The sequence below is a fragment of the Kitasatospora sp. NBC_01302 genome (assembly GCF_035976515.1).
Taxonomy (GTDB): Bacteria; Actinomycetota; Actinomycetes; order Streptomycetales; family Streptomycetaceae; genus Kitasatospora.
In genome coordinates this window covers 9,062,258-9,082,626 of record NZ_CP108404.1, presented here as the reverse complement: position 1 = coordinate 9,082,626, position 20,369 = coordinate 9,062,258, and the positions used below count along the sequence as shown (strand labels likewise).

Annotated in this window: 20 protein-coding genes and 2 pseudogenes; 6 read left to right on the top strand and 16 right to left on the bottom strand. The window is 73.1% G+C overall.

Translation table 11 applies throughout. The annotated features are described in order from the left end of the window. Positions 1–42: 42 nt before the first annotated feature. Together OG294_RS39505 and OG294_RS39500 are read right to left on the bottom strand one after the other, a co-directional pair. Positions 43–951 (bottom strand): hypothetical protein, encoded by a 909-nt coding sequence (locus OG294_RS39505; RefSeq protein WP_327071399.1) that lies wholly within the window; start codon positions 949–951, stop codon positions 43–45. Further along, positions 948–1,421, bottom strand: coding sequence for a hypothetical protein (locus OG294_RS39500; protein WP_327071398.1), 474 nt, complete (start codon positions 1,419–1,421; stop codon positions 948–950). The genes OG294_RS39505 and OG294_RS39500 overlap by 4 nt, the downstream gene beginning before the upstream one ends. Before the next feature lie 97 nt (positions 1,422–1,518). Here OG294_RS39500 and OG294_RS39495 point away from each other — a divergent pair, with 97 nt between their 5' ends. Both OG294_RS39495 and OG294_RS39490 read left to right on the top strand, forming a co-directional pair. Then, complete coding sequence (locus OG294_RS39495; RefSeq protein WP_327071397.1) at positions 1,519–4,983, top strand: CHAT domain-containing protein; 3,465 nt, start codon at positions 1,519–1,521, stop codon at positions 4,981–4,983. A 19-nt stretch (positions 4,984–5,002) separates the two neighbouring features. Then, positions 5,003–6,253: a tetratricopeptide repeat protein gene (locus tag OG294_RS39490; RefSeq protein WP_327071396.1), complete on the top strand. Its 1,251-nt coding sequence runs from the start codon at positions 5,003–5,005 to the stop codon at positions 6,251–6,253. A gap of 100 nt (positions 6,254–6,353) precedes the next feature. Here OG294_RS39490 and OG294_RS39485 read toward each other — a convergent pair. From OG294_RS39485 to OG294_RS39470, 4 genes and pseudogenes are all read right to left on the bottom strand, one after another. Next, positions 6,354–6,719: pseudogene (locus tag OG294_RS39485) on the bottom strand (ester cyclase); the annotation flags it as partial. A 369-nt stretch (positions 6,720–7,088) separates the two neighbouring features. Beyond that, positions 7,089–7,583, bottom strand: coding sequence for a GNAT family N-acetyltransferase (locus OG294_RS39480; protein ID WP_327071395.1), 495 nt, complete (start codon positions 7,581–7,583; stop codon positions 7,089–7,091). Between the two features lie 139 nt (positions 7,584–7,722). Beyond that, positions 7,723–8,232, bottom strand: a complete 510-nt coding sequence (locus tag OG294_RS39475; RefSeq protein WP_327071394.1) for a hypothetical protein — start codon at positions 8,230–8,232, stop codon at positions 7,723–7,725. Between the two features lie 149 nt (positions 8,233–8,381). Continuing rightward, positions 8,382–9,599 (bottom strand): alpha/beta hydrolase family protein, encoded by a 1,218-nt coding sequence (locus OG294_RS39470; RefSeq protein ID WP_327071393.1) that lies wholly within the window; start codon positions 9,597–9,599, stop codon positions 8,382–8,384. Positions 9,600–9,915: 316 nt separating this feature from the next. Between OG294_RS39470 and OG294_RS39465 the strand changes: the two genes are divergently transcribed. Then, complete coding sequence (locus tag OG294_RS39465; protein ID WP_327071392.1) at positions 9,916–10,734, top strand: carbonic anhydrase; 819 nt, start codon at positions 9,916–9,918, stop codon at positions 10,732–10,734. Between the two features lie 96 nt (positions 10,735–10,830). Here OG294_RS39465 and OG294_RS39460 read toward each other — a convergent pair whose 3' ends face one another. Continuing rightward, positions 10,831–11,778 carry a polysaccharide deacetylase family protein gene (locus OG294_RS39460; RefSeq protein WP_327071391.1) on the bottom strand — a complete coding sequence of 316 codons (948 nt, stop codon included), beginning with the start codon at positions 11,776–11,778 and terminating at the stop codon, positions 10,831–10,833. A gap of 1,036 nt (positions 11,779–12,814) precedes the next feature. On the opposite strand from OG294_RS39460, the gene OG294_RS39455 reads away from it, so the two are divergent. Next, on the top strand, positions 12,815–13,342 hold the full coding sequence (locus OG294_RS39455; RefSeq protein ID WP_327071390.1) for an ATP-binding protein: 528 nt from the start codon (positions 12,815–12,817) through the stop codon (positions 13,340–13,342). Positions 13,343–13,398: 56 nt separating this feature from the next. Here the strand turns inward: OG294_RS39455 and OG294_RS39450 are convergent, their stop codons facing one another. Both OG294_RS39450 and OG294_RS39445 read right to left on the bottom strand, forming a co-directional pair. Continuing rightward, positions 13,399–13,716, bottom strand: a complete 318-nt coding sequence (locus tag OG294_RS39450) for a hypothetical protein (protein WP_327071389.1) — start codon at positions 13,714–13,716, stop codon at positions 13,399–13,401. Between the two features lie 105 nt (positions 13,717–13,821). Further along, positions 13,822–14,025, bottom strand: coding sequence for a hypothetical protein (locus tag OG294_RS39445; protein ID WP_327071388.1), 204 nt, complete (start codon positions 14,023–14,025; stop codon positions 13,822–13,824). Between the two features lie 756 nt (positions 14,026–14,781). On the opposite strand from OG294_RS39445, the gene OG294_RS39440 reads away from it, so the two are divergent. Beyond that, positions 14,782–15,171 (top strand): lytic transglycosylase domain-containing protein, encoded by a 390-nt coding sequence (locus OG294_RS39440; protein WP_327071387.1) that lies wholly within the window; start codon positions 14,782–14,784, stop codon positions 15,169–15,171. On the opposite strand, the gene OG294_RS39435 is transcribed toward OG294_RS39440, so the two are convergent. The 6 genes and pseudogenes from OG294_RS39435 to OG294_RS39410 form a co-directional block, all read right to left on the bottom strand. Next, a complete protein-coding gene (locus OG294_RS39435; protein WP_327071814.1) occupies positions 15,165–15,887 on the bottom strand; it encodes a GAP family protein in 723 nt (240 codons plus the stop codon). The two genes, OG294_RS39440 and OG294_RS39435, sit on opposite strands and share 7 nt — an antisense overlap. Before the next feature lie 330 nt (positions 15,888–16,217). Then, positions 16,218–16,732 (bottom strand): annotated as a pseudogene (locus tag OG294_RS39430) (transposase); the annotation flags it as partial. Positions 16,733–16,860: 128 nt separating this feature from the next. Next, positions 16,861–17,265 (bottom strand): nuclear transport factor 2 family protein, encoded by a 405-nt coding sequence (locus OG294_RS39425; RefSeq protein ID WP_327071386.1) that lies wholly within the window; start codon positions 17,263–17,265, stop codon positions 16,861–16,863. A 5-nt stretch (positions 17,266–17,270) separates the two neighbouring features. Next, positions 17,271–18,125, bottom strand: a complete 855-nt coding sequence (locus OG294_RS39420; RefSeq protein ID WP_327071385.1) for an alpha/beta fold hydrolase — start codon at positions 18,123–18,125, stop codon at positions 17,271–17,273. A 58-nt stretch (positions 18,126–18,183) separates the two neighbouring features. Then, positions 18,184–18,645: a winged helix-turn-helix transcriptional regulator gene (locus OG294_RS39415; protein ID WP_327071384.1), complete on the bottom strand. Its 462-nt coding sequence runs from the start codon at positions 18,643–18,645 to the stop codon at positions 18,184–18,186. 124 nt (positions 18,646–18,769) lie between these two features. Beyond that, positions 18,770–19,192 carry a hypothetical protein gene (locus tag OG294_RS39410; RefSeq protein WP_327071383.1) on the bottom strand — a complete coding sequence of 141 codons (423 nt, stop codon included), beginning with the start codon at positions 19,190–19,192 and terminating at the stop codon, positions 18,770–18,772. A 246-nt stretch (positions 19,193–19,438) separates the two neighbouring features. On the opposite strand from OG294_RS39410, the gene OG294_RS39405 reads away from it, so the two are divergent. Further along, positions 19,439–19,717 carry a hypothetical protein gene (locus OG294_RS39405; RefSeq protein WP_327071382.1) on the top strand — a complete coding sequence of 93 codons (279 nt, stop codon included), beginning with the start codon at positions 19,439–19,441 and terminating at the stop codon, positions 19,715–19,717. 117 nt (positions 19,718–19,834) lie between these two features. Here the strand turns inward: OG294_RS39405 and OG294_RS39400 are convergent, their stop codons facing one another. Further along, entirely contained in the window at positions 19,835–20,236 is a 402-nt protein-coding gene (locus OG294_RS39400; protein WP_327071381.1) for a hypothetical protein, read from the bottom strand. Positions 20,237–20,369: the final 133 nt, after the last annotated feature.

The following is a 20,369-nucleotide window of genomic DNA, read 5'->3' as shown; positions in this document are numbered from 1 at the left end:
CGCGGCGGCGCCGTCCTGACGTCCTGACGTCCTGGCACGGGCTCAGCCGGGCTTGCTCAGGGCTCGGGTGACGGCCTCGCCGACGGTACGGGTCAGGGCGCCCTCGCACTCCAGGCCGAGGGCCAGGGCCAGCTCCTTGCCGTGCAGGTCGACGAGCGCCTCGGCCAGGTCCGCGAACGAGGCCGCCGCCGCGCGCCCGCGGCCCACGCCGGTCGCCACTGCCAGGGCGCCGATCGGCGCCGCCGGCCACCACCACAGCGACAGCACCGCGTACCCCGCGCCCCACGCGATCAACCGGGTGGCCGAGGCCAACCCGGTTCGTGCGGTGTCCAGTTCGGCCCGCGTGCCGTCGGGGGCGAGCAGCCACAGGTGGGGCCAGGCCACCGTCAGGTCCAGCCGGTAGGAGCGCCAGACGCGCTGGTCGGGGGCGGCGATCCGGTCACCCGTCCAGAAGGCGTGGCGCGGTGCGGCGGAGCCGATCCGGTTGCGGGCCGCGTAGCGCCGCTCCGCGTCGTGCGCGAGCGCGCCGGCATCGGCCCCCTCCGCGATCCTGGCCCGCCCGGCCGCCACCAGCGCCGTCCGGTAGTCGGCGTCGGCCGCCTGCCAACGGCGCAGGCGCCGCGCCGCGAGCCGACCGGTCAGCGGGCCCCGGACCTCGACCAGCCAGGCCTTCTCGACCCAGCCGCCGAGCTGCTGGGCGGCCGTGCCCACCGCCGCAGCGCCGGCCAGCACCCCGAGCGCGGCCACCGCGACCGTGCCGGGGCTGTGGGCAGCAGGCGCGGCGGCCAGGGCGTCCAGCCTCGCGCGCAGCCGGCCGACGTCGTGCCAGTGGCGCTGACCCAGGGTCACGGCGGCGCCGAGTGCCATCAGGTAGAGGAGTCCGGGCACGGCCAGCAGCGTCAGCCACCGCTCGGCCAGCTTGTCACCGAGGGCGGAGAGGAAGGCGGTCATGACCGCAGCGCGATCTCGCTCAGCGGCTGGTCGAAGATCCGGCAGCGCGCGGGCTCCTCGCCGTCCGCCGTGGGCGCCTCGACCCGCGGGCAGCGACCACGCGGGCAGGTGAGCACGGAGAGCAGCGGGTGCCCGCTGCCCGTGCCGGGCAGCGGCTGGTAGCCGGGGGACGGGGCCGCCCGGTACGAGCCGAGGCCGGCGCTGTGCCCGGCGAGGAGCAGCAGCTCCTCCAGTTCGTCGAAGGCCTCCTCCAACTCCTCCGGAGGCCGTCCGCCGCGCAACTCGGCGAGCAGGAATCCGGCCAGCCGCTCGGCCGGTTCGCCGGCCCCCAGCCCGTCCCGGCCGTCCCGGCCCTGCGTCAGCCGACGACAGAGTCCACCCAACCGCGCGTGGCGCTCCGCGTACCCCCCACCGTGCCCGACCTGGTTCAACCCTGCCCCCGTAGCGACGTCGACTGTGCGGGTCAGCATAACGACCTCCCGGGGCAGCCTCGTTGGTTATGGTGAGATGTCATCTCACCGGCCGTTCCCGCCTGTTGGGAACCATCGTGTGACGCGGGGGCGGGCCATGGCTTACCCGGAAGGGGCACCGGACCTGGCGGCCGCGGCCTTCGCCGCAGCCCAGCACTTCAACCGGACCCGCGAGCGGCCCGCGCTGGACCGGACGGTCGAGCTGTGCAGGGCCGCCCTGGCAGGCGCACCGGCGTCCGACGAGGTCCGCGTGAGGAGGATCGCCGCGAACCTCCGAGCAGCCCTGTACACCCGATGGACCGGCTTCGGCCGACGTCCCGACCGCGACGAACTGATCCGACTGGACGACGACTTCCCGGCGGCCAGGGAACAGTGCCGGCTCATCCTCGCCGAGGCGCTGGCCGATCGCTACCGGCACGAGCACCGGCAAGCCGACTTCGCCGCGGCGCTGGCCGCGCTCGGCGGGCCGCAGCAGGATCCCCTGGCGCAGGACAACCGCGCCGTCGCCCTCAACCTCCTCGGCACCCTGATGCTGTCGCGCTGCGAGCAGAGCGGTGATCCGCGGGAGATCGCGGCCGTCGAACGCGCCCTTCGCCACTGGCTCGGCCGGCTGCCGCCCGCGGACCCGACCCGACCGCTGATCGTGATGCCGTTGGCGATGGTCCGCCGCCGAGCGTTCGAGGTCGGCGGTGACGCCGAAGCCCTGCGGGAGGCCGTCGGCCTGCTGCGCAGCATCGTGGCGCAGCTCCCGACCGGCTCGCCGTGGCGCGCCGTGCTCCTGCGGAACCTCGCCGCCGTGCTCAGGGACCGCGTCGAGCTGCGGCCCGACGAGGCCGCGGTCCAGGAGCTGCTCCGGATCAGCAGGACGGCCCTGGCCGAGGCCGCGGCCGACCGGCCGGAGGGACCCGACCACGTCGCCGCGCTGGCCGGGCTGGGCGTGGCGCTGCGGATCGCCGCCGAGCACACCGACGGCACCGAGCTGCTGCGGGAGTCCGTCGAGCTGCTGCGCGAGGCTCTCCGGCGCAGCGCACCCACCAGCCGCTTCCACCGCACCACGCTGAACAGCCTGGGCAACGCGCTGCACCGGCTGGGCCAACGCACCGGCGACGCGGCGCTGCTCGACGAGGCCGTCGAGGCCCTGCGGCAGGCCGTGGCGCAGACGCCACCGAACGATCCGGACGCTTCCGGGCCGGCCAATCTCGCCGTCGCCCTGCGCGAGCGCTACCAGCAGACCGGCGACGCGGCCGCGCTGCGCGAGGCCGTCCGGCTGGCCCGGCAGGCCCTGGACTCCCCGGCCCTCGTGCGGACCCCGGTGAGCGACCTGGACAACCTCGGCGTCATCCTGCAGAGCTGGTACGACCGGACCGGGGACCGTGCGGCGGCTCGGGAGGCCGCCGACGTGGCGCGCGAGGTCCTCGCCCGGACGCCCGCCGACGGAACCGGTCTCGGCGAGCGGTTGAACCACCTCGGCAACGCGCTGCACGCCCGGTTCGAGGCGGACGGTGACCCGGCCGACCTCGACGAGGCCACCGACGTCGCGGCGCGGGCCCTCAGGCACACCGTGTACGGCGACGCCCGGCACACCCGCTTCCTGCACGGCCTCGGCACGAAACTGCTCGCCAAGGCCGAGACCACCGGGGACCGGGCGCTCGCGGAGGAGGCCGTCGCCACGCTCGGCCGCGCGGTGCTTGCGCCCTCCCAGTCGCCCGAGGTCCTCGCCGACCAACTGCGCTCCCAGGGACACGCCCTGCGCGTACTGCACCGCATCGGCGACGACCCCGGGGTACTGCGGGCCGCCGCGGACGCCTTCTGGCAGAGCGCCTCGATCACCGCCCAGCCGGCCTCGCGACGGATCGCGGCGGCCATCGGCTGCGGGTCGGCCGCGGCCGACGGCGGCCATTGGGAGGCTGCCCTGTGCGGATACCGCCTGGCCATCGAGCTGCTGCCCTTCAGCGTCACCCGGCGCCTGGTCCGCGACGACCAGGAACACCGGCTCGCGGCCGTGCACGGGCTGGCCGCGGACGCGGCCGCCTGCGCGGTCAACGCCGGTCGCCCGCAGGAGGCGGTGCTGCTGCTGGAGCAGGGCCGGGGCGTGCTGCTCGGCCAGGCCCTGGCCGCGCGCGGCGACCGGGAGCGGCTGCGCGCGGCGCACCCGGAACTCGCCGAGCGGTTCGCCGAGCTGCGTGACCGCATCGACGCGCTGGACGCGGAGGGGACGCGGCAGGCGGGCGCGGGCGACGGCACGGACGGCGTGAACGGCGTGAACGGCGTGAACGGCACGGACGGTGCAGCCGGCGCGGACGGTGCCGAGGACACGGACGGTGCCGAGGACACGGACGCCCGGGCGGTGGCCACCGCGGACGAACGGCACGCCCTGGCCGTCACTTGGGAGCGGCTGCTGACCCGGACCCGCGAGCTGCCGGGCTTCACCGGCTTCCTCGCCGTCCCGCCCCTGGCCGACCTGCTCGCCTGCGCCGACCGCGGACCCGTCGTGCTGGCCTACTGCAGCCGGTACCGCAGCGACGCACTCGTCCTCGGGCCACAAGGGGTGCGCACGGTGCCGCTGCCTCGTGCGACACCGGCGGCGGTGGAGCAGCAGGTGGCCCGGCTCGACGACGCGCTCGTGTCCGCCGTCGACCCGGCGACCGAGCAACGGGCCCAGCAGACCATCCGGGAGGTACTGGCGTGGACCTGGGACTGCGTCACCGCGCCGGTCCTCGACGCGCCGGGCCTGCTCGACGCGCCGCCCGACGGCCCGTTGCCCCGGCTGTGGTGGTCGGCGGGCGGCGCACTCGCGGCGCTGCCACTGCACGCGGCGGGCCGCCACGGCGAGGTGAGCGAGGCGGCGAACGGCCGGCGGCCGACCGTCCTCGACCGGGTGATCTCCTCCTACACCCCGACCGTGCGCGCGCTGGCCTACGCGCGCGCCCGCGCGGCACGCCCGCACCCCACCGACCGGTTGCTCGCGGTGGCCCTGCCCGACACCCCCGGTGCGGCCGCACTGGGAGGGGTGCGCCGCGAAGTGCGGGAGCTGCGGGAGCTGGTGCCGACCGACGTGCTCACCGGCCCCGAGGCCACCCTGGCCGGCCTGCTGCGGGCGCTGCCCGGCTACTCCTGCGTGCACTTCGCCTGCCACGGCGTGGGCGATCCGGACGATCCCTCCAACGCCCGCCTGCTCGTCCACGACCACCGGGAGAACCCGCTGACGGTGCGCCGGCTCTCCCGACTCGACCTGCCCCGGGCGCGGCTCGCGGTGCTCTCGGCCTGCGAGAGCGCGCGGGGCTCCGAGCGGCTGGCCGACGAGTCCATCCACATCACCTCGGCCTTCCAGATCGCCGGTTACCCGCACGCGATCGGCACCCTGTGGCGGGTGCACGACCTCGTGGCACTGCGGATCACCAGGGACATCTACCGGTTCCTGCGGGCCGACCGGCCCGACGGATCACCGGGCCTGGATGCCGACCGGTCCGCCGCCGCCCTGCACCACGCCGTCCTGCGGTGCCGCGACGCCTTCATCCGCAGCCCCAGCCTGTGGGCCGCCCACGTGCACTCCGGTGCCTGACAAGACAGGAAGGACCGCGATGAGCCGATGGTGGCACCCGCGTTCCCGAGCGCGGGCCGCGGCCCAGCAGCCGCCCGCGCCGGAACCCTCCCCGGCAGTACCCGAGCCACCTCCCGAGGCCCCGGACCGGCCCGGGGCGGGGCCGGACCCCGCTCCCCCGCCACCGCCACCGCCACCGCCACCGCGGGCGCAGCCGACGGCGGGCCACCTCGTCGTCACGCTCCAGCACGAGGACGGCCCCGAGCGGGAACTGGCCCGGCAACCGCTCTCGCCCCTTGAGCTGGCCGTCCTCAAGGCCGACGGCCTCCGAGCGCGCCTGGGCCCGGAGCACCCCGACACCATGGCCGCCCTGCGCGACCAGGCGCGGGCGCTGGCCGAGCTGCCGGATCGTCACGAGGAGGCGCGCGAGCGCTTCACCGGGCTCATCCGCCGCCAGGCCGCCGTCCTGGGGTACCTCCACGAGGAGACCCTGACAACCGCCGCCGACCTCGCCCAGCTGCTGCACGCGATGGGCGAGCTGGACCGCGCCGAGGAAGCCTCCCGCAGCGTCTGGACCAGCCGCACCGACCTGCTGGGCCGCGACCACCCGGCCACCCTCGACAGCGCCGCACAACTGGCCGCCGTCCTGGAGGACCTCCGCCGGGCGCCCGAGGCGCTCGCGCTGCGCCGCGACGTGCTGGAGCGCAGGCGCCGGCTGCACGGTCCGGACCACCCCGACGTGCACACCGACGCGAACGCCCATGCCGCGGCCCTGATCAAGGCCGACCGCTGGGAGGAGGCCGAGCAGGAACTACGGGAGCTGGTGGGGCGGATGGAGCGCGCCGTCCGGCCCGACGCCGAACTCCTCGCACCCCGATCCAACCTCGGCGCCGCGCTCTGCCGCCTCGGCCGCTTCGAGGAGGCCGAGCACGTGCTGCGCACCGTCATCGCCACCCAGGACCAGGCGGGGAGCGACGTCGGGGACCACGCGCTCCCGACCCGCAACAACCTCGCCGCCGTCCTGCACGCCCTGGGACGCTTCGCCGAGGCCGCACAGCTCCTGCGCGAGGTCCTCGCCGTCAGGACCCGGACCCACGGGGAGCACCACCCGCACACCGTCCACGCCCGGGACAACCTGGCCAACGTCCTGATCGACGCGGGCGAACGCCAGCAGGCCGTGGACCTCCTCCAGCGCTGTCGCGACGACTACCGCCGCCTCCTCGGGCCCGACCACCCCAAGGTGCGCAGCACCGGTGAACTCCTCACCCGGCTGCGCGCGCAGTCGGGGTGACACGGCCGTGCGGCCACGGTCGGGCCAGTCGGGCCAGTCGGGTCGGTCGGGCCGGTCAGCCCGGTCGGGTCGGTCAGCCCGGTCGGGTCGGTCGGGTCGGTCAGAAGGGCGGGATCTGCTCGGGGATGAGCCCGGCCTGACGCAGGAGCCCGTACAGGTCGGTCTCGCCCCAGAACTCCACGATCCGTCCGTCGTGGAGACGGTAGGACTTGACGCCCGTCATGGTGAGGTCCCGGCCGCTGCGGTCGTGAGCGTAGGTGAGCGTGAAGGCCACGGTGACCCGGTCGCCGGCCGCGAAGAGGCCGTCCACCTGGAGGCGGCAGTTGGACAGCCCCGGAGTCAGCACCGACCCCTCGGGATACCTCCGCCCCTGGATGTGCTGCCCCCCACCGTGGATCAGCACGTCCTCGGCGACGAGCTCCTCGAACTCGCGGACCTCCCGCGTCTCGAAGACCCGCAGGTACCGGCGGACGACCTCGGCTTGCTCCGGCTGATGGCTTCGGCTGCGTCAGACATGGCGGGACCCTATCCGCGAGCTGCCCGCCCACACCAGTGACTTGGCACGGCAGTGGCGGAAGCTTCACCGTCTTCGAACGAGCTGGTCAGCGACGTCAGCCTGACCGTTGCCCGGGTGTCCCCACCAGAGGCACCGTCCTCGACCACCCGGCCGCCATCGTAGACGGCAGCGGCGTCCTGCACGTGTTCGCCATCGGCACCGACGGCCGCGTCTCCTACCGGGCGGGCACGGCACCCACCGCACTCGGCGGCTGGCAGGGCCTGCCGCTCTGACCCGCCCCCGGGCCGTAGGAGGGATGCCAGTCGGCGGGCATCCCTCCTACGGCCGGAGGTCGCACTGGTACCAGATGCCCGACTTGTCGCCGAGATCGGCCGGGGCGGCCGGGCCGACCGGGACGAACCCCGCCTTGGTCAGCACCTTGCGGGAGGCGGCGTTCTCGTGGGAGGTGGCCGCCCGCAGGGTGTGCAGGCCGTGCCGCGCCGTCGCGATCGCGCACAGCGCCCGCACGGTCGCGGTCGCCACGCCGCGGCCGGCGGCCTGCTCCGCGACGCGGTACCCGAGGGTGGCCGTGCCGTCCGCCAGGTCGTACAGGTTGAACCTGCCGAGCACCGAGCCGTCCTCGTCGACGAGCAGGTAGAAGGCGCAGCCGCCGGACTCCTGCTCGGCCAGCGAGGCGCCGTACCGGTCGGTGAACCGGTCGAAGAAGTCGTCGCCGCGGTCGGAGACCGAGGCAGCGAAGTAGCCGCGGTTCGCCAGCTCGAAGGCCAGGACCGCCGCGGCCTGGTCGGCATGAAGCCGCATCAGCTCGGGCATTGCCCGACTCTACCGAGATCGAGCGCCGAGGCCACCTGGGTTTCCGCCGCCGGGCGCGTGGGCCGGGCGGCCTGCCCGAGCGAAAGCCGGAGCGGCCTCCCGGCCGACGCCGCCGCGGTACCCGGTTGCGGATGCCTTGTCAGCGCAGAACCTCGACGAGGAGCACCCAGGCGTTGACGGCGGCGACCGTGACCGCGAGGACGAAGGCGGCGGGCAGCCAGTGGAGACCGCCGCCGTGACCGGCGGCGAGGGAGGTTCCGGCGGTGAGCAGGGCGAGGGTCAGGGCGGCGGCGAGGGAGCGCCTGAGGATCACTTCGGTGGCCCGCGGGCTCCGGCCGCGGCCGGCGTACGCGGCTCTGCAGGGCGAGACCGCGCTCGCCACGGCGTTGACCAGGACGAAGGCGGCCAGCACGCCGGGGTTGATGGCCGGGGTCAGCCCGACGAGGCTGATGAGCAGGACGACGAGCAGCGCGACGAGGGCTTCGAGAGCACGGCCTGTCATGAAGCTGTGGCCCTCGCGCTTCTCGATCGCCAGGACGGTGCGGATGTTGACGCTGAGGCCGACGAAGATGAGGCCGCAGAGCGCCGCTGCTGCGCCGCCCGCACACAGGAACATGTCGGTCCAACCCTCAGTGGCGTAGCCGTTCATCGGTGGGGTCCTTCGCTGGTCTCGTTCCGGCGGCGCTGCACCGGTGTCGTGGTCATCGGGCGCCCAGGCGGTGGGGCCGGCGCGCATCGTCGCTCCGGCCCCGGCGTACAGGCGTACAGGCGTACAGGCGCACAACAGGCTCTGTGCGTTCAGCTGTTGAGGTGAGCCTTCGAGGCGAGGGTGGTGTCGAGCCAGTCGAAGGTGAGTTGCTGGAAGCGGGCCATGGCTCCCATGTGGCAGTGCTCGCCGGCGCCCTCGGCTTCGGGGAGGGTGATGAGGGTGTGCGGGCAGGTGAGGGCGGCCTGGACCTCCTGCGGCTGGCCGTGGAAGAACTGGTCGTTCTCGGCGTCGAGGACGAGGGTGGGGCAGTCGATGAGGTGGGCGACGCCGTCGAGGGTGTAGTCGGTGGTGCGGCGGACGTAGTCGGCGGGGGAGGTGGCGCCGAAGGTCCAGACGCCGTTGCGCAGGGCCCAGCGGAGCTGGGTGCTGGTCCGCATGAGCAGGTTCAGGACGGGGTTGGCGAGGTCGTCGCAGCCGCTCTGGACCCAGTCCCACAGGAACGGCGGCATGAAGCGGGTGTGGGCCTGGCCGAAGCTGTAGAGGCCGTCGTCCAGGACCAGGGCGGCCAGGCGGTGGTCGTGGGCGGCGGCGCGGGCGACCAGGTAGCCGCCGAGGCTGTAGCCCAGCAGGACCAGGCGGTCGGGGGCGATCTCGGGGCGGGTCAGCGCGTAGTCGACCACCGGGGTGACCACGGCCTCCCAGTCCGGGCGGAAGACCATGCCCTGCTCGCGCAGCGCCGCCCCCTGGCCCGGGCCGTCGTAGGCCAGCACGTTGTAGCCGCGGCGCAGCGCGGCGGCGCCGATGACGAAGTAGGCCTCCTCCAGGGTCGAGTCGAAGCCGCTGGTGAAGACGACGGTGGGGCGGGGGGTGCCGGAGTCGTCGACGAGGAAGAGGTAGCCGGGCAGGCTGGTGTCCTCGTAGGGGATGCGCACGGCCTCGACGGGGGTGTCCATCAGGGAGGCGGCGGTCGCGAAGGTCTCGCGGGAGAGGCCGGAGAGGAGCTTGACCTCGGGGTCGTCGGCGGGGTCGTCGCGGCGGTAGAACTCGGCGGTGCGGTAGTAGTTCGAGGCGCGCAGCAGGGCCTCGCGGGCGCTGACCCGGTGGCCGGTCGCCAGGGCGCGGTTGCCGATGGCGTGGACGCGCTCGGCGGTGCTGCGCCACTCGCGCAGCCAGGCCTCCTCGTCGCCCTCGGGGATGTTCCGGGCGGCGGTGACGACCTCGCCCAGGTCGGCGCCGCCGTCGTTGGCGAAGCCGGCGGCGCGCAGCGCCTCGAAGGAGAACGACTCGTCCTCGAACAGGAATCGCATGGGGTGCTCCTTGACAGTCGATTGGTCGAGACGGAACGGTGTCGTCTCGGCTACGAGAGGAACTGTAGCCACTGACCCACACGAGACGCAACCGTTCCGTCTCGGGTAGGTCTCCGACATGCCCTGCTCCCGCACCGAACCCCGGGAGGACCTCCCCCTGGGGACGGGCGGTCTCGTCGCGGCTACGGCCGCACGGGTGATCCACAACCGCCGGGCACAGGCGGGTGCGGTGTGGCAGAGCGGGTCCGGCCGCTGGGCGTCCAGACTCGTGGTCGGGGCGGCCATGCAGAACACCACCAGGAAGCCGAGACCACCGATGCACGACGCACCAACCGAGACCCGCCGCGCGGCAGCCGCCGGCCACCGCGAGGAGAGCACCGCCGGCTCACCCGCCCGCCGCCGCTTCCTCGTTGGCGGTGCCGGCGCGTTGGCCACCCTCCCCCTGCTCGCCACCGGCCGGGCCGCCGCACAGCCCTGCGGCCTCGCCGACCCGGCCGAGCCGCCGACGCCGACGCCGACGCCGACGCCGACGCCGGGCCAGGGCATGCCCACGCCGGAGGAGGTGCTGCGGTGCCTGGCAGAGGGCAACGAGCGCTGGGTGGCCGGCGAGCTCCTGCATCCGAACCAGAGCGTGGCTCGCCGCCTGGCGGTGGCCGCCGCTCAGGACCCGCTGGCGACCGTCTTCTCGTGCATCGACTCCCGGGTGCCGCCCGAGATCGTCTTCGACCGTGGTGTCGGGGACCTGTTCGTGGTCCGGACCGCGGCCCAGACCAACGACGACCTGATCCACAGCGCGGTCGAGTACGGCGCCCAGGAGTCCGTGACCCCGCTGGTCGTGGTGATGGGCCACCAGCGCTGCGGTGCCGTCGTCTTCGCGGTGGACGCCCTGAACAACGGCACCGAGGTACCGGCCCACCTGGTCGCAGTCGTCGAGGCCCTCAAGCCCGCCTACCTGGCGGCCGAACCCCTGCCCGGCGACCAGGTCGACAACACCGTCCGCGCCCAGATCCGCCTCACCGTCGACCAGCTCCGCGAGGACCCCCTGCTCCTCCCCCTCATCGGCGATCACCTGGTCGAGGTGGTGGGCGCCTACTACTCCCTGGACAGCGGCTGCGTGGAGTTCATGCGCCCCTGACAGGTGAGGGAGGTTTCTCGACGTGGTCGGCGCGTCGGGCGGCGAGGGGCCATCGGGCCCACCTCGCGGGGCCCCGTCCGGCGCCTGCCCGTGCGGTCACCGGAAGGCGTCCGACAGGCGGGTGAAGCCGTGTCCGGCGGCCAGCAGCCCGGGGAGGGCGGCGGCGAACCCGGCCGCCGTGTCGCCTTCGGGATGGTTCATGTGCGCGATGACGATCGAGCCCGGCCGGGCGGCACCGACCTCCTTGGCGATCTCGGCGGCGGAGTAGGTCACCCCCGCGTCGCCGTTGACGGTGAAGCCCACCACCCGTTGCCCCAACTCGGCCGCGATGCGCACGGCGACGTCGTCGCAGTAGGCCGTGCCGGGCCGGAAGAAGCGCGGTGGGACGCCGAGCAGGTCGGCGAGCCGGCCGCGGTTGGCGGTGAGCTCCGCGACCACCTCCCCGGCATCCTGGGTGCCCGCGATGCCGTAGGCGGAGCGGCCGGTGACCGACAGGGGGCGGTGGCGCGTTCCGTGGTCGGCGATCTCGAACAGCGGCTCCGCGGCCAGCCGGCGGGAGACCACGGGGTTCGCGTCGATCCAGCGGGAGTTGAGGAACAGCGTGGCGGGCACGTTCCGTTCACGCAGGAGGTCGATCAGCGCGCGGTCGTAGCCGTCGCCCCCGGGGCCGCCGCACGCGTCGAAGGTCAGGGCAATCTGCCCGCGCTCCCCGGGGAGCCGGTCGAGCACACCGGGCACGTCGGTGCCCCAACGCGTGGGAACGGTGTCCCGGTAGCGCGCCACCACCTCCGCGCGGTTCGCGGTCCCGGGGGTGCTCGGCGCGGCCGGGGTCCCGGGGGTGCTCAGGGAGGCCGGCGTGCGGGGAACGCTCGGCGCGGACGGGGTGGCCGGCTCGGACGGGGTGGCCGGCTCGGACGGGGGGCTCGGCGCGGTCAGGGCAGCCGAGGGCCGGGAGCGGGGAGCGGCGGAGAACAACGCGTATCCAGCGGCCAGCACGCCCACGGTGCCGGCCGTGGTCAGGATCTGACGGCGGTTGGGGGCCATGCGGACTCCGGCAGATCAGTGCTGCGTCGGCGGGGAGGTGCCCGGCCATGCTGCCACACCCGGACCGGACACCACGGGACGGCGGCCATGGACACCGGCCCACGTCGGGCCACCCGCTCAGCCGCGGCGCCACCGACCACGTCCTGGCTCAGGCGGTTCGCCGACGCGGAGCCGGCCAGGCCCAGCGTGGCGGCCACCGCCACGCCGCCGACAGCCAGCCGCATCGTCGTATGCTTGTTCCCCATGGACGTACTCCTCTCGGGAAGGGCGGTGGTTCGCTGCCTCCCGGCCGGCCGGGCCGCAGCATGGCCGGGTCCGGGCAGGCAGGCGCCATCACTCGGGTTCCTCGAATTCATCGGACGGAGGACGGATCCGGACCGCGGCGCTCCTGCCGCTCCCCCACGCGGCGTCCTCCTGCGACGCCCCCTGTCACCGGGCCACCTCATGCGATCCGTTCCGCCGCCCTCCAGCCTGCCGCCCCACCCACCACCCGGCATCCACCGATCGGCCCGTGCGGCGGACGACCCCCGTTCCCCGGGGTCCCCGTAGAGCGGAACCCCCTGGCAGCGGCGGCATGACCGGCGCCGAGTCCAGCGCCGTGACCGGCCGCGACATGGCCGCGTTCGACAGTCCTCAGGACGGGCAGGTACGGCGCGCCCGGCAGGATGGAGCCCGTGCCGAAGACCCCCCCGGAATCGATGCAGCACCACCTGCGCCAACGCCTCAACTGCCGTGCCCGCGCGCGGTGGCCGCAGGTGAACGCCGTCACGGTCCGCCTCCGCGCGGAATTCGCCTACGTGGCAGCCGAACTGACCAGCGGCCAGATCCTCCCGCTGTGTCGCCTGCGCTTCACCGGGGTGTTGCACACCTGGTCCTTCGCGCTCTACCTGGCGAGCAGCGACAGCTACCAGGACACTGCCCTGCCCAGCGGGCTGCCCGCCGGCTCTCCCGAGGAAGCCCTGGAATGCGCGGGTGACCTCTACCTCCGGCCGCACGCACCGGGCGACTGCGGACCGGCGCGCGTGCCAATGGGACTGTGGTCCTCATCGGAGCGCCGGCTTCGGGCAAGACCAGCTTCGTGCGGGCCCTGCTCGCCCGCCGCCAGATCGACGAGCAAGCAGTGGTGTCCAGCGACGAGATCCACGCTGAACTCTTCGACACCGCACCTGCCGAGGCGCACTCCGAGGCGGCGGACTCCCGGATCTTCGAGGAGCGCGACCGGCGGATCGCCGCCCGGCTCTCCGGCGGACGAACCGCAGTCGCCGAGTCCACGAACGTCACTCCCCAGGCGCGCGCCCGCCTCATCGCCATCGCCAGGCGCTTCGACGCCCCGGTGACCGTGCTGCGATTCGACCCGGACCTCAGCGTCCTCCTCCGGCAGCACACGGAGCGAAGCCGTACCGACCTCACGGCCGACGACGTCCGCGCCTACGCCGCGGTCATGGCCCGGCACGGCGGGGCCGACCAACTGCGCGCCGAGGGCACACACGCCGTCCACGACGTGCCCGGGGAGCGTCAGGGGACCACGCCGGCCGAGGCCGCCGCGCGGTTCTCCTTCACCTGACAGCCCAGGCTCAGCGGCTCAGCCTGGCCTGCCAGCTCTCCTTGGTCCTTCTGGACCTATTCGCTCGCTTCCTTGACCAGTTGGTACGAGGCGGCGAGCGAGAGGCTCGGCCGCGCGGTCCGCAGTGCCTTCACCGCCGCGACCTGGTCGTGGACGTCGATGCCCGATTCGCGGAGGAACTCCCGTACCCAGCGGCGGCGTACGAGGGCGTCGGACGCCGCCGCCGTCTCGGCGACGATGCGCAACGCTTTGTCCAGGCCTGCCCGCTCGCCCGCCTCGGCGGCTTCCAGAGCCTGTCGCAGGTCCGATTCCACCTGCAGGGAGTCGCGGATGACGACGACGGGCTCCTCCTGAGCCTTGTGCGACCGGAACACTGCACCACTCCTAGGGGTAGACGACGTGAACGCGCGTCCGGTCAGAGGCAGTTGGACCGGATCGCCGAGGCGCCGAGGATTTCGGGGGCCGCTCCCGAGGTGCCGTTACCGGTGGTGGCGGTCGGCGGAGCGGTCGGCTCGCCTGTTGACGAGGCGGGTGGCGACGTTGAAGAGCAGGCCGATGCCCACCGCGGCTGCGAGTCCTGTGATCGGATCGGAGGCATTCCCCATCACGGCCCCACCCACGGCGCCTGCGACGGCGCACATGCCCAGCCCCGTGCCCCATCGAGCGGTCGATCCGTCCGTCATGGCCCCTCCTACGGTCGATGCGCGCTCAGCATGTCACACGCTGCGGTACGGCCGGGAGACACCACGGCTGCTCCCCGCCTCCTCACCGGCGCCCACACCGTCCGCCGTCTCACCCTGCGCCCCCGCTCAGCCTCTGACCCCTACAACACCGGGATTCCCGGCGTCCACCTCTGCTCCGCCGCCACACCCCTCGGCGATCGTGACCCGCGACGAGATGTGCGGCGGCGGCGCCACCAGGCGGTTGCTGTCAGTCACCATGGTGTGAGCTGGATCCCCTTCTGACGGGTGCCGGCCGGGGGTGGCCCGTGACGGTCCTCACGCGCCCCGGGCGCCTCCTACCCTTCCTCGTAGACCAAGCACCGGGCCACTCCGGCCGCTCAGCCGGTCAGCCCTTGTCGATGCCACGTTCGGGCGCCAGACGCCGTGTCCGCGCTGTTTTCACGGCTCAAACCATCACAAAACGCCCAAAATGTCATGCCCTGCGAGGTTTGGCCGACCCGAACAGCACTCCCCGACCGGCCCGCGCGCCCCGCTCCACTACGACGCAGCGTCGTACCAGCACCCCTTGGAGCCAGCCGCCGACCCCGCTAACAATTGCGGAGTCGCCAGCTGCGACGGCAGTACGAACCGCCCCGCAGCTCCCCTGCGGCAGTCACCACTGGTGACCGCCCCGGCGCCGACACCCGCCCGCCGGGCCCCACCGGGCCCGCCGAACCGCGGAGCGAGGCGCCCAACCGATGTGAGGTCGAACTCCACATGCCCGTGATCACCACCCGCATGCGCAAGTCCGCCGCCCTGCTCGCCTCCGCCGCCGGCATCGTCGCCATCGGCGCCGCCGTCGCCCCCACCGCCGCCTCCGCCGCCACCCCGCAGCAGATCGCCGCCAGCATCGTTCCCGCCGACCAGCTCGCGTCCTTCGACCAGATCGTCTCCCACGAGAGCGGCTGGAACGTCACCGCCACCAACCCGTCCTCGGGCGCCTACGGCCTGGGCCAGGCCCTGCCGGGCAACAAGATGGCCTCCGCCGGCGCCGACTGGCAGACCAACGCCTCCACCCAGATCAAGTGGACCTACGACTACATGAACAGCCGCTACGGCAGCCCCAACCAGGCCTGGGCCTACTGGCAGATCCACCACAACTACTGATCGTCCCGATCGACCCGATCAACGGCCCCCGGCGGGGCCAACCCCGAGGGGCCCGGCACCCGCACACGCGCGAGCCGGGCCCCTCGGGCGTTCCCAGCGACAGCGACCGGTCTCAGCGGAACGCGGCCACACCCGCCGACCTCACCGCGCAGCCGACCAGGCCCGACCGAGGAGCGAGGATGGGTACGTCCCGCACCCTCGGCCTCGCCCTTGGCCTCCCCCTGCTTCCCCGCTTCCGCGATCGAGGAGGCAGCCGACGCGGTCAGGACGAAGTTCTTCGGGTTGGTCCCCGAGAGCAGCGGGCCGAGGACCAGGGCACGCCTGGCCGAGGCGAGGTCCAGTGACGTCATCCAGCCCGGTTCCTGGGCCTCGTCGCCCTCCCGGGGGCGCGACAACCACGTGCGCACGCCCAGGACGATCAGTCCGGCCCCGACGACCACCCGCCCGCAGTCAGCGATGGCGGAGCTCGTGCTGTCGGGGTCGTAGGCCCCGGAGAACAGCGTCACGACGGCGGTCGCCACAATCGCGAGCCCGGCGATCCATCCGCCCGCGAACAGCGCACCGTTGCGCTCGGCACGGTCGCCCGTCAGGATCAGCACGACGCCGATGAGCGGGAACGGGCTGAGTGCGACCGCCGCGGCCGTATTGGAGCAGCACCGAAGAGCCCTCCTGTCGCACGCCTGGTGACAGCAGTGTGCGTCCTTCCCCGTCCGTATCCCGGAGCCGCCTCACCGGTGCCCCGCGGTGCTGCCTCCGAACGGGTCAGCACCGCCCGGACAGCGATCGAACCCCGGGTGGGCAGGTGGCGGCCCCACGCCCACGCCTCGTGTCGAGCCGAGGCATGCCGGTGATGGGCGACCGTCGGGGGAAGATTAAGGGGTAGCAGAGGAGACCACCCCCGGACCGACACCCCGTTTGACACCGGCCGCAGCCGGAGCGGAGGCCCTCGGGGACGAAGCGGAGACGGCGCGGGGACGAAGGGCACGCGTGGACCATGACCGTGGTGGCCAGGAGGTCCTGGAGTTCGCGGAGGACCGCGTAGAGGGTCAGGCCGGCGCAGGGACTTTTGGGTCGAGCCGCAGCAGGGTGCAGAAGGCCTGGGCGACGGAGGCGAGGGTGACGTGGCGGTGCCAGCCGGAGTAGTTGCGGCCCTCGAAGTGGTCCAGGCCGAGACCATTCTTGAGTTCGCGGTAGTCGTGCTCAACTCTCCAGCGGATCTTGGCGATTCGCACCAGCTCGCGCAGTGGGGTGTCGGCGGGCAGCGTCGAGAGCCAGTAGTCGGTGGGCTCGGCGCAGTCGGGGGGCCACTCGGCGAGCAGCCAGCAGTCGGGCAGGGAGCCGTCGGCGCCTCGGGGGCGTGTCGGTTGGCCGGGCGGACCCGCAGGGCCAGGAACTGGGAGCGCATCTCGGCGTTCGGGTTGTGCTTGGTGGATTTGCTGCCCTGGCGCCAGGTGACGGTGCGGGCGGCCGCCTGTCCGGCTGCCAGGGCCAGCGCGCGCAGGGTGGTGTGCTGCTGGGGGTAGGCGGACACGGGAGGGCGGCCCTGCCCGCAGTACGGCGGGCGTTTCCCTTGGACCCGACGCCACGTCACCAGAACGAAGGCGGGGTCGGCGACGAGGTTGAACAGATCGTCGAACCTGCGGGGAGGTCATCGTTCACCCAACGGTGCGGCTTGGTCCGGATCTCCAGTCAGAGCAGGGCGTCGGTCTCGACAGGCCCTGCCGTGATGTGCAGAGTGCGGATGCGCGGTAGCGCTTCGTCGCTCTGGTCGAGGTAGAAGATGTGCGTGAACGGGGCACGCACGACGGTGTCAGGTTCGGTCTTCTTGGCGACGGTCGCCTCGCCCCGGAGGATCAGCACGTCCCCGACGGTCCACGTCTCGATCACCTCGTGCGTGGTGATGAGCGGGGCGTCGATCTTCACGAAGAAGTCCTTGATGGCGTCGACTCCGTGCACGCGGGCCGTACCGAAGATCATCTCGGTGTCCTGGTCGAGGTTCGTGGCGAACGCGGTCGCGAACTCGAGGGTGTCGATCTCGTGCATGAAGGCGTGGATCCATGCAGGGGCTTCGCCGCGGTCGGTGGTGGCGGGCATGCTCATCAGATCCTTTCCAGCGCGGGCAGTTCGGCGAGGAAGGCGTCGATCTCGGCGTTGACGGCCTGTGGGTTCTCGCGAGCGGCGAGGTGGCCGGTGTGCAGCAGCACTTTGAAGGTGGCGGTGGGGATCGCGTCGGCCATCCGGCGCACGGCGTGCACGGGGAACTGGCTGTCCTCCTCGCCGGCGATCACGAGGACGGGGACGTCCTTGATCGTGGCGAGCAGGCGGTGTTCGTCGCGGCGGCCGATCAGGATGCTGCGCAGCGCCCAGGCGACCGACTTGGGGTCGTTGGTGAGCACGAAATTCAGGAACTCGAGGAACTCCGGGCGTTCGGCCTCGGCCGTTGGCCCGGCGAACGCGCTGCGGGCCGCTTTCAAGGCCAGTTGAGGCATCTTCGAGTTCAGTGACAGGTACCCGGCCAGCGCAGTGGCCCAGACGCTCTCGAAGGTCGTGGGGAGCGAGGCCGTGCAGTTGATGCCGACCGTCCCCGCCGAGCGGTCCGGGTGGTAGGCGGGGAAGACGCCGGCCAGCATGCCGCCCCAGCTGTTGCCGATCAGCACCGCCTTGTCGATGCCGAGCGCGTCCTGGATCTCGACGAGCGCGTCAGCGCACTGCTTGAGGTCGATGATGCGGCGCAGGGCGTCGGACTTGCCGTGTCCGGGGCTGTCGATGAGCACCACGCGGTGGGTGGGGGCGAAATGCTCGTACTGGTGGCGCCACATGGTGCCGTCCATCATCAAGCTCGGCCAGAAGATCAGAGGCGAGCTGCCCGCCCTGCCGCCGTCGCGCACGTTGATCAACCCGACAGAAGTGGGGATGAGCCGCTCGGTGACGCCGTCGAGCCAGGTCGTGGTCATGGCGATTCCTCTCGTGACGGGGATCGTTCTCCACTCTCTAACCAGGAGCGTATTGCTACTAGTTCTTGTCTGCAACCATTGGGATCAGGTTCGAGGCCTGGATCGACTGGTGACAGACGCTGCACGCCAGGTAGGGCTCGGTCTCCTTGCCGCAGACGGTGTGCAGGAGCGGCCGGCGCGGGCCGGCGCCGGCAGCCTGCGGATCCGGTCCGCGCTCCTCGGCCCAGCGGGTGATCGCCACGATCGCCGGCACGACCAGCTCGCGAGCGGCATCCGAGAGCTCGTACTCGAACCACTGCTTGTCCTCGCGGTACGCCCGCCGCGTGAGCAGGCCCAGCTCGGTAAGGGCGTTCAGGCGGGTGGTCAGGATGTTCGCCGAGATGCCGAGCGCGCGCTTCAGTTCGCCGAACCGCGCTGTACCGAAGAAGACTTCGCGCAGGATCTGATAGTTCCAGCGCTCCGAGATCGTCGCGAGAAACGTCTGGCCATGCTGGAACACGACGGGCTGTGAGTCGTTCATCACGGGACCACCTTGATTGCAATTCGATACTAGTTCTACCATGATATCGGTGGAGGCCACGCGGCTGCCGGGACATGCGCGCACAGCGCCGTGCGGCTGTACCACCCAGGCGTCGGAGAGCGGGTCACCGGGTCTTCGCGAGGCGCCGGGCGCGCTGACGCGTTCTCGACCCGAAGGGCGGACCGGTGGGATGACGACCGGTCAGCCGGCCCGTCGCCCCGCTTCCGAAGCGGAACGTCCTCCATTCGAAGAGGCGAGCGGTTACGCGACGGACAGGGCCTACCCGCCGCTCGGGTACGCGGGCCTGCGAGAGCCGCCAGTGGCGGGCAAGACCGTCGGGCGGGTCGGTGAGGCAGTCCCCGTCCAGACGGGTTCCGGCTTGTTCGACCTGACGGAGGATCGGGCCGACCTCCATGCCTTCGACGCCGGGCAGCGTTCCGAGGCCCTCGGTGGTGAACCCGAACAGCTCGTCGAGAGCACGGCACTGCACGACGGCCTGGAGGTTGTGCGGAAACGGCACCGTCGTGAACGACTGGCTGGACGGCAACGGCCGCTGGCAGGGCCCCTCCCCCTCGGCGGCACCAGCCGCTAACACCACACACCACGCGCCCCGACACAATCAGTCGGGGCGTTCGGCGACCAGAGCCCGGACCGGTGGAAGCCGCCGGCCCGGTCGGCGTGGTGTCCGTACGCGGCGGGCCTGGACGGATGTGAAGGCCCTCTACAAGCTGACGGTGACCGCGCCGGAGAGGACGGCGCTCGTGTCCGTGCTTGACACATGTGGGGCCGGCTGATGCCCACGATCGAGTCGGCGATGTGCGAGGACGAGGCCACCGCCGGCCCCGGCGGCGCGATGACCGTCGAAGTCGGTGTCATCACCGGGGACCTGACGGTTCGCACCGAACGCCGCACCGACGGGCCGGTCGAGGTCAGGGTCCAGTACACGGGCGCCGACGAGTGGTACACCCTGCAGGGCAGCCTCGCCCGCGCGCCGGAGGGTGAGCTCGAGGGCTACCACCACCTGGTCCTGGACACGATCGAGGTCGGCGCCGCGCAGGCACCGCCGGCCTGATGACCCGCCGTGGGGTGGGTCAGGCGCTGCGCCGCCGCTTGCCGGCGGGGAGGTGTTCGATCGCCTCCGGGAAGTGGGCCATCCCGGGCCGGGACCGCGGGATTGGTGTGGGGTGGGTCAGCCGGTGACGGTTTCGGCATGCCGGGTGAGCCCGTCCAGGAGCGCGGTCTGCTGCTCGGTCGGCTTGCCCTCGGTGCGGGCCTTGTCCTGCTTGCGCAGCCAGGTGCCGGGCCGGAGCGCCGGGTCGGCTTCGCCGCCGGTGCGGTTCGCCGGGCCGTCGATGATGCCGCCGGCCGCGAGGTAGGCGAGCAGACGGCGGTAGGAGCGGTTCCAGTCCGGCTCCAGGCGCCACAGCTCGTCCAGCGCGACGAGCTTGGCGGCCTGGTCGAGGTCAAGGTTGTCGGCCTTGCGCTGGCGGCGCATCCACGCGCCCGCCGCGTAGTCGTCCGGCTTCGGGGCCGCGCTCGGCTTCGTGCAGCGCCAGGCGATCGACGACCTGCGCGGCTTCAAGGAGTTCATCGAGTCCCGCGTGGTCGACACCGCGGCTGGGACGGGCGCCGGCCTCGCCCGAGGCGCGGACCGGCCGGGTCGCGCCACTGCCCCGGCCGACGCGCCACTGCTGTTTGTCCGGCCCGACCGGGGACAGACGGGG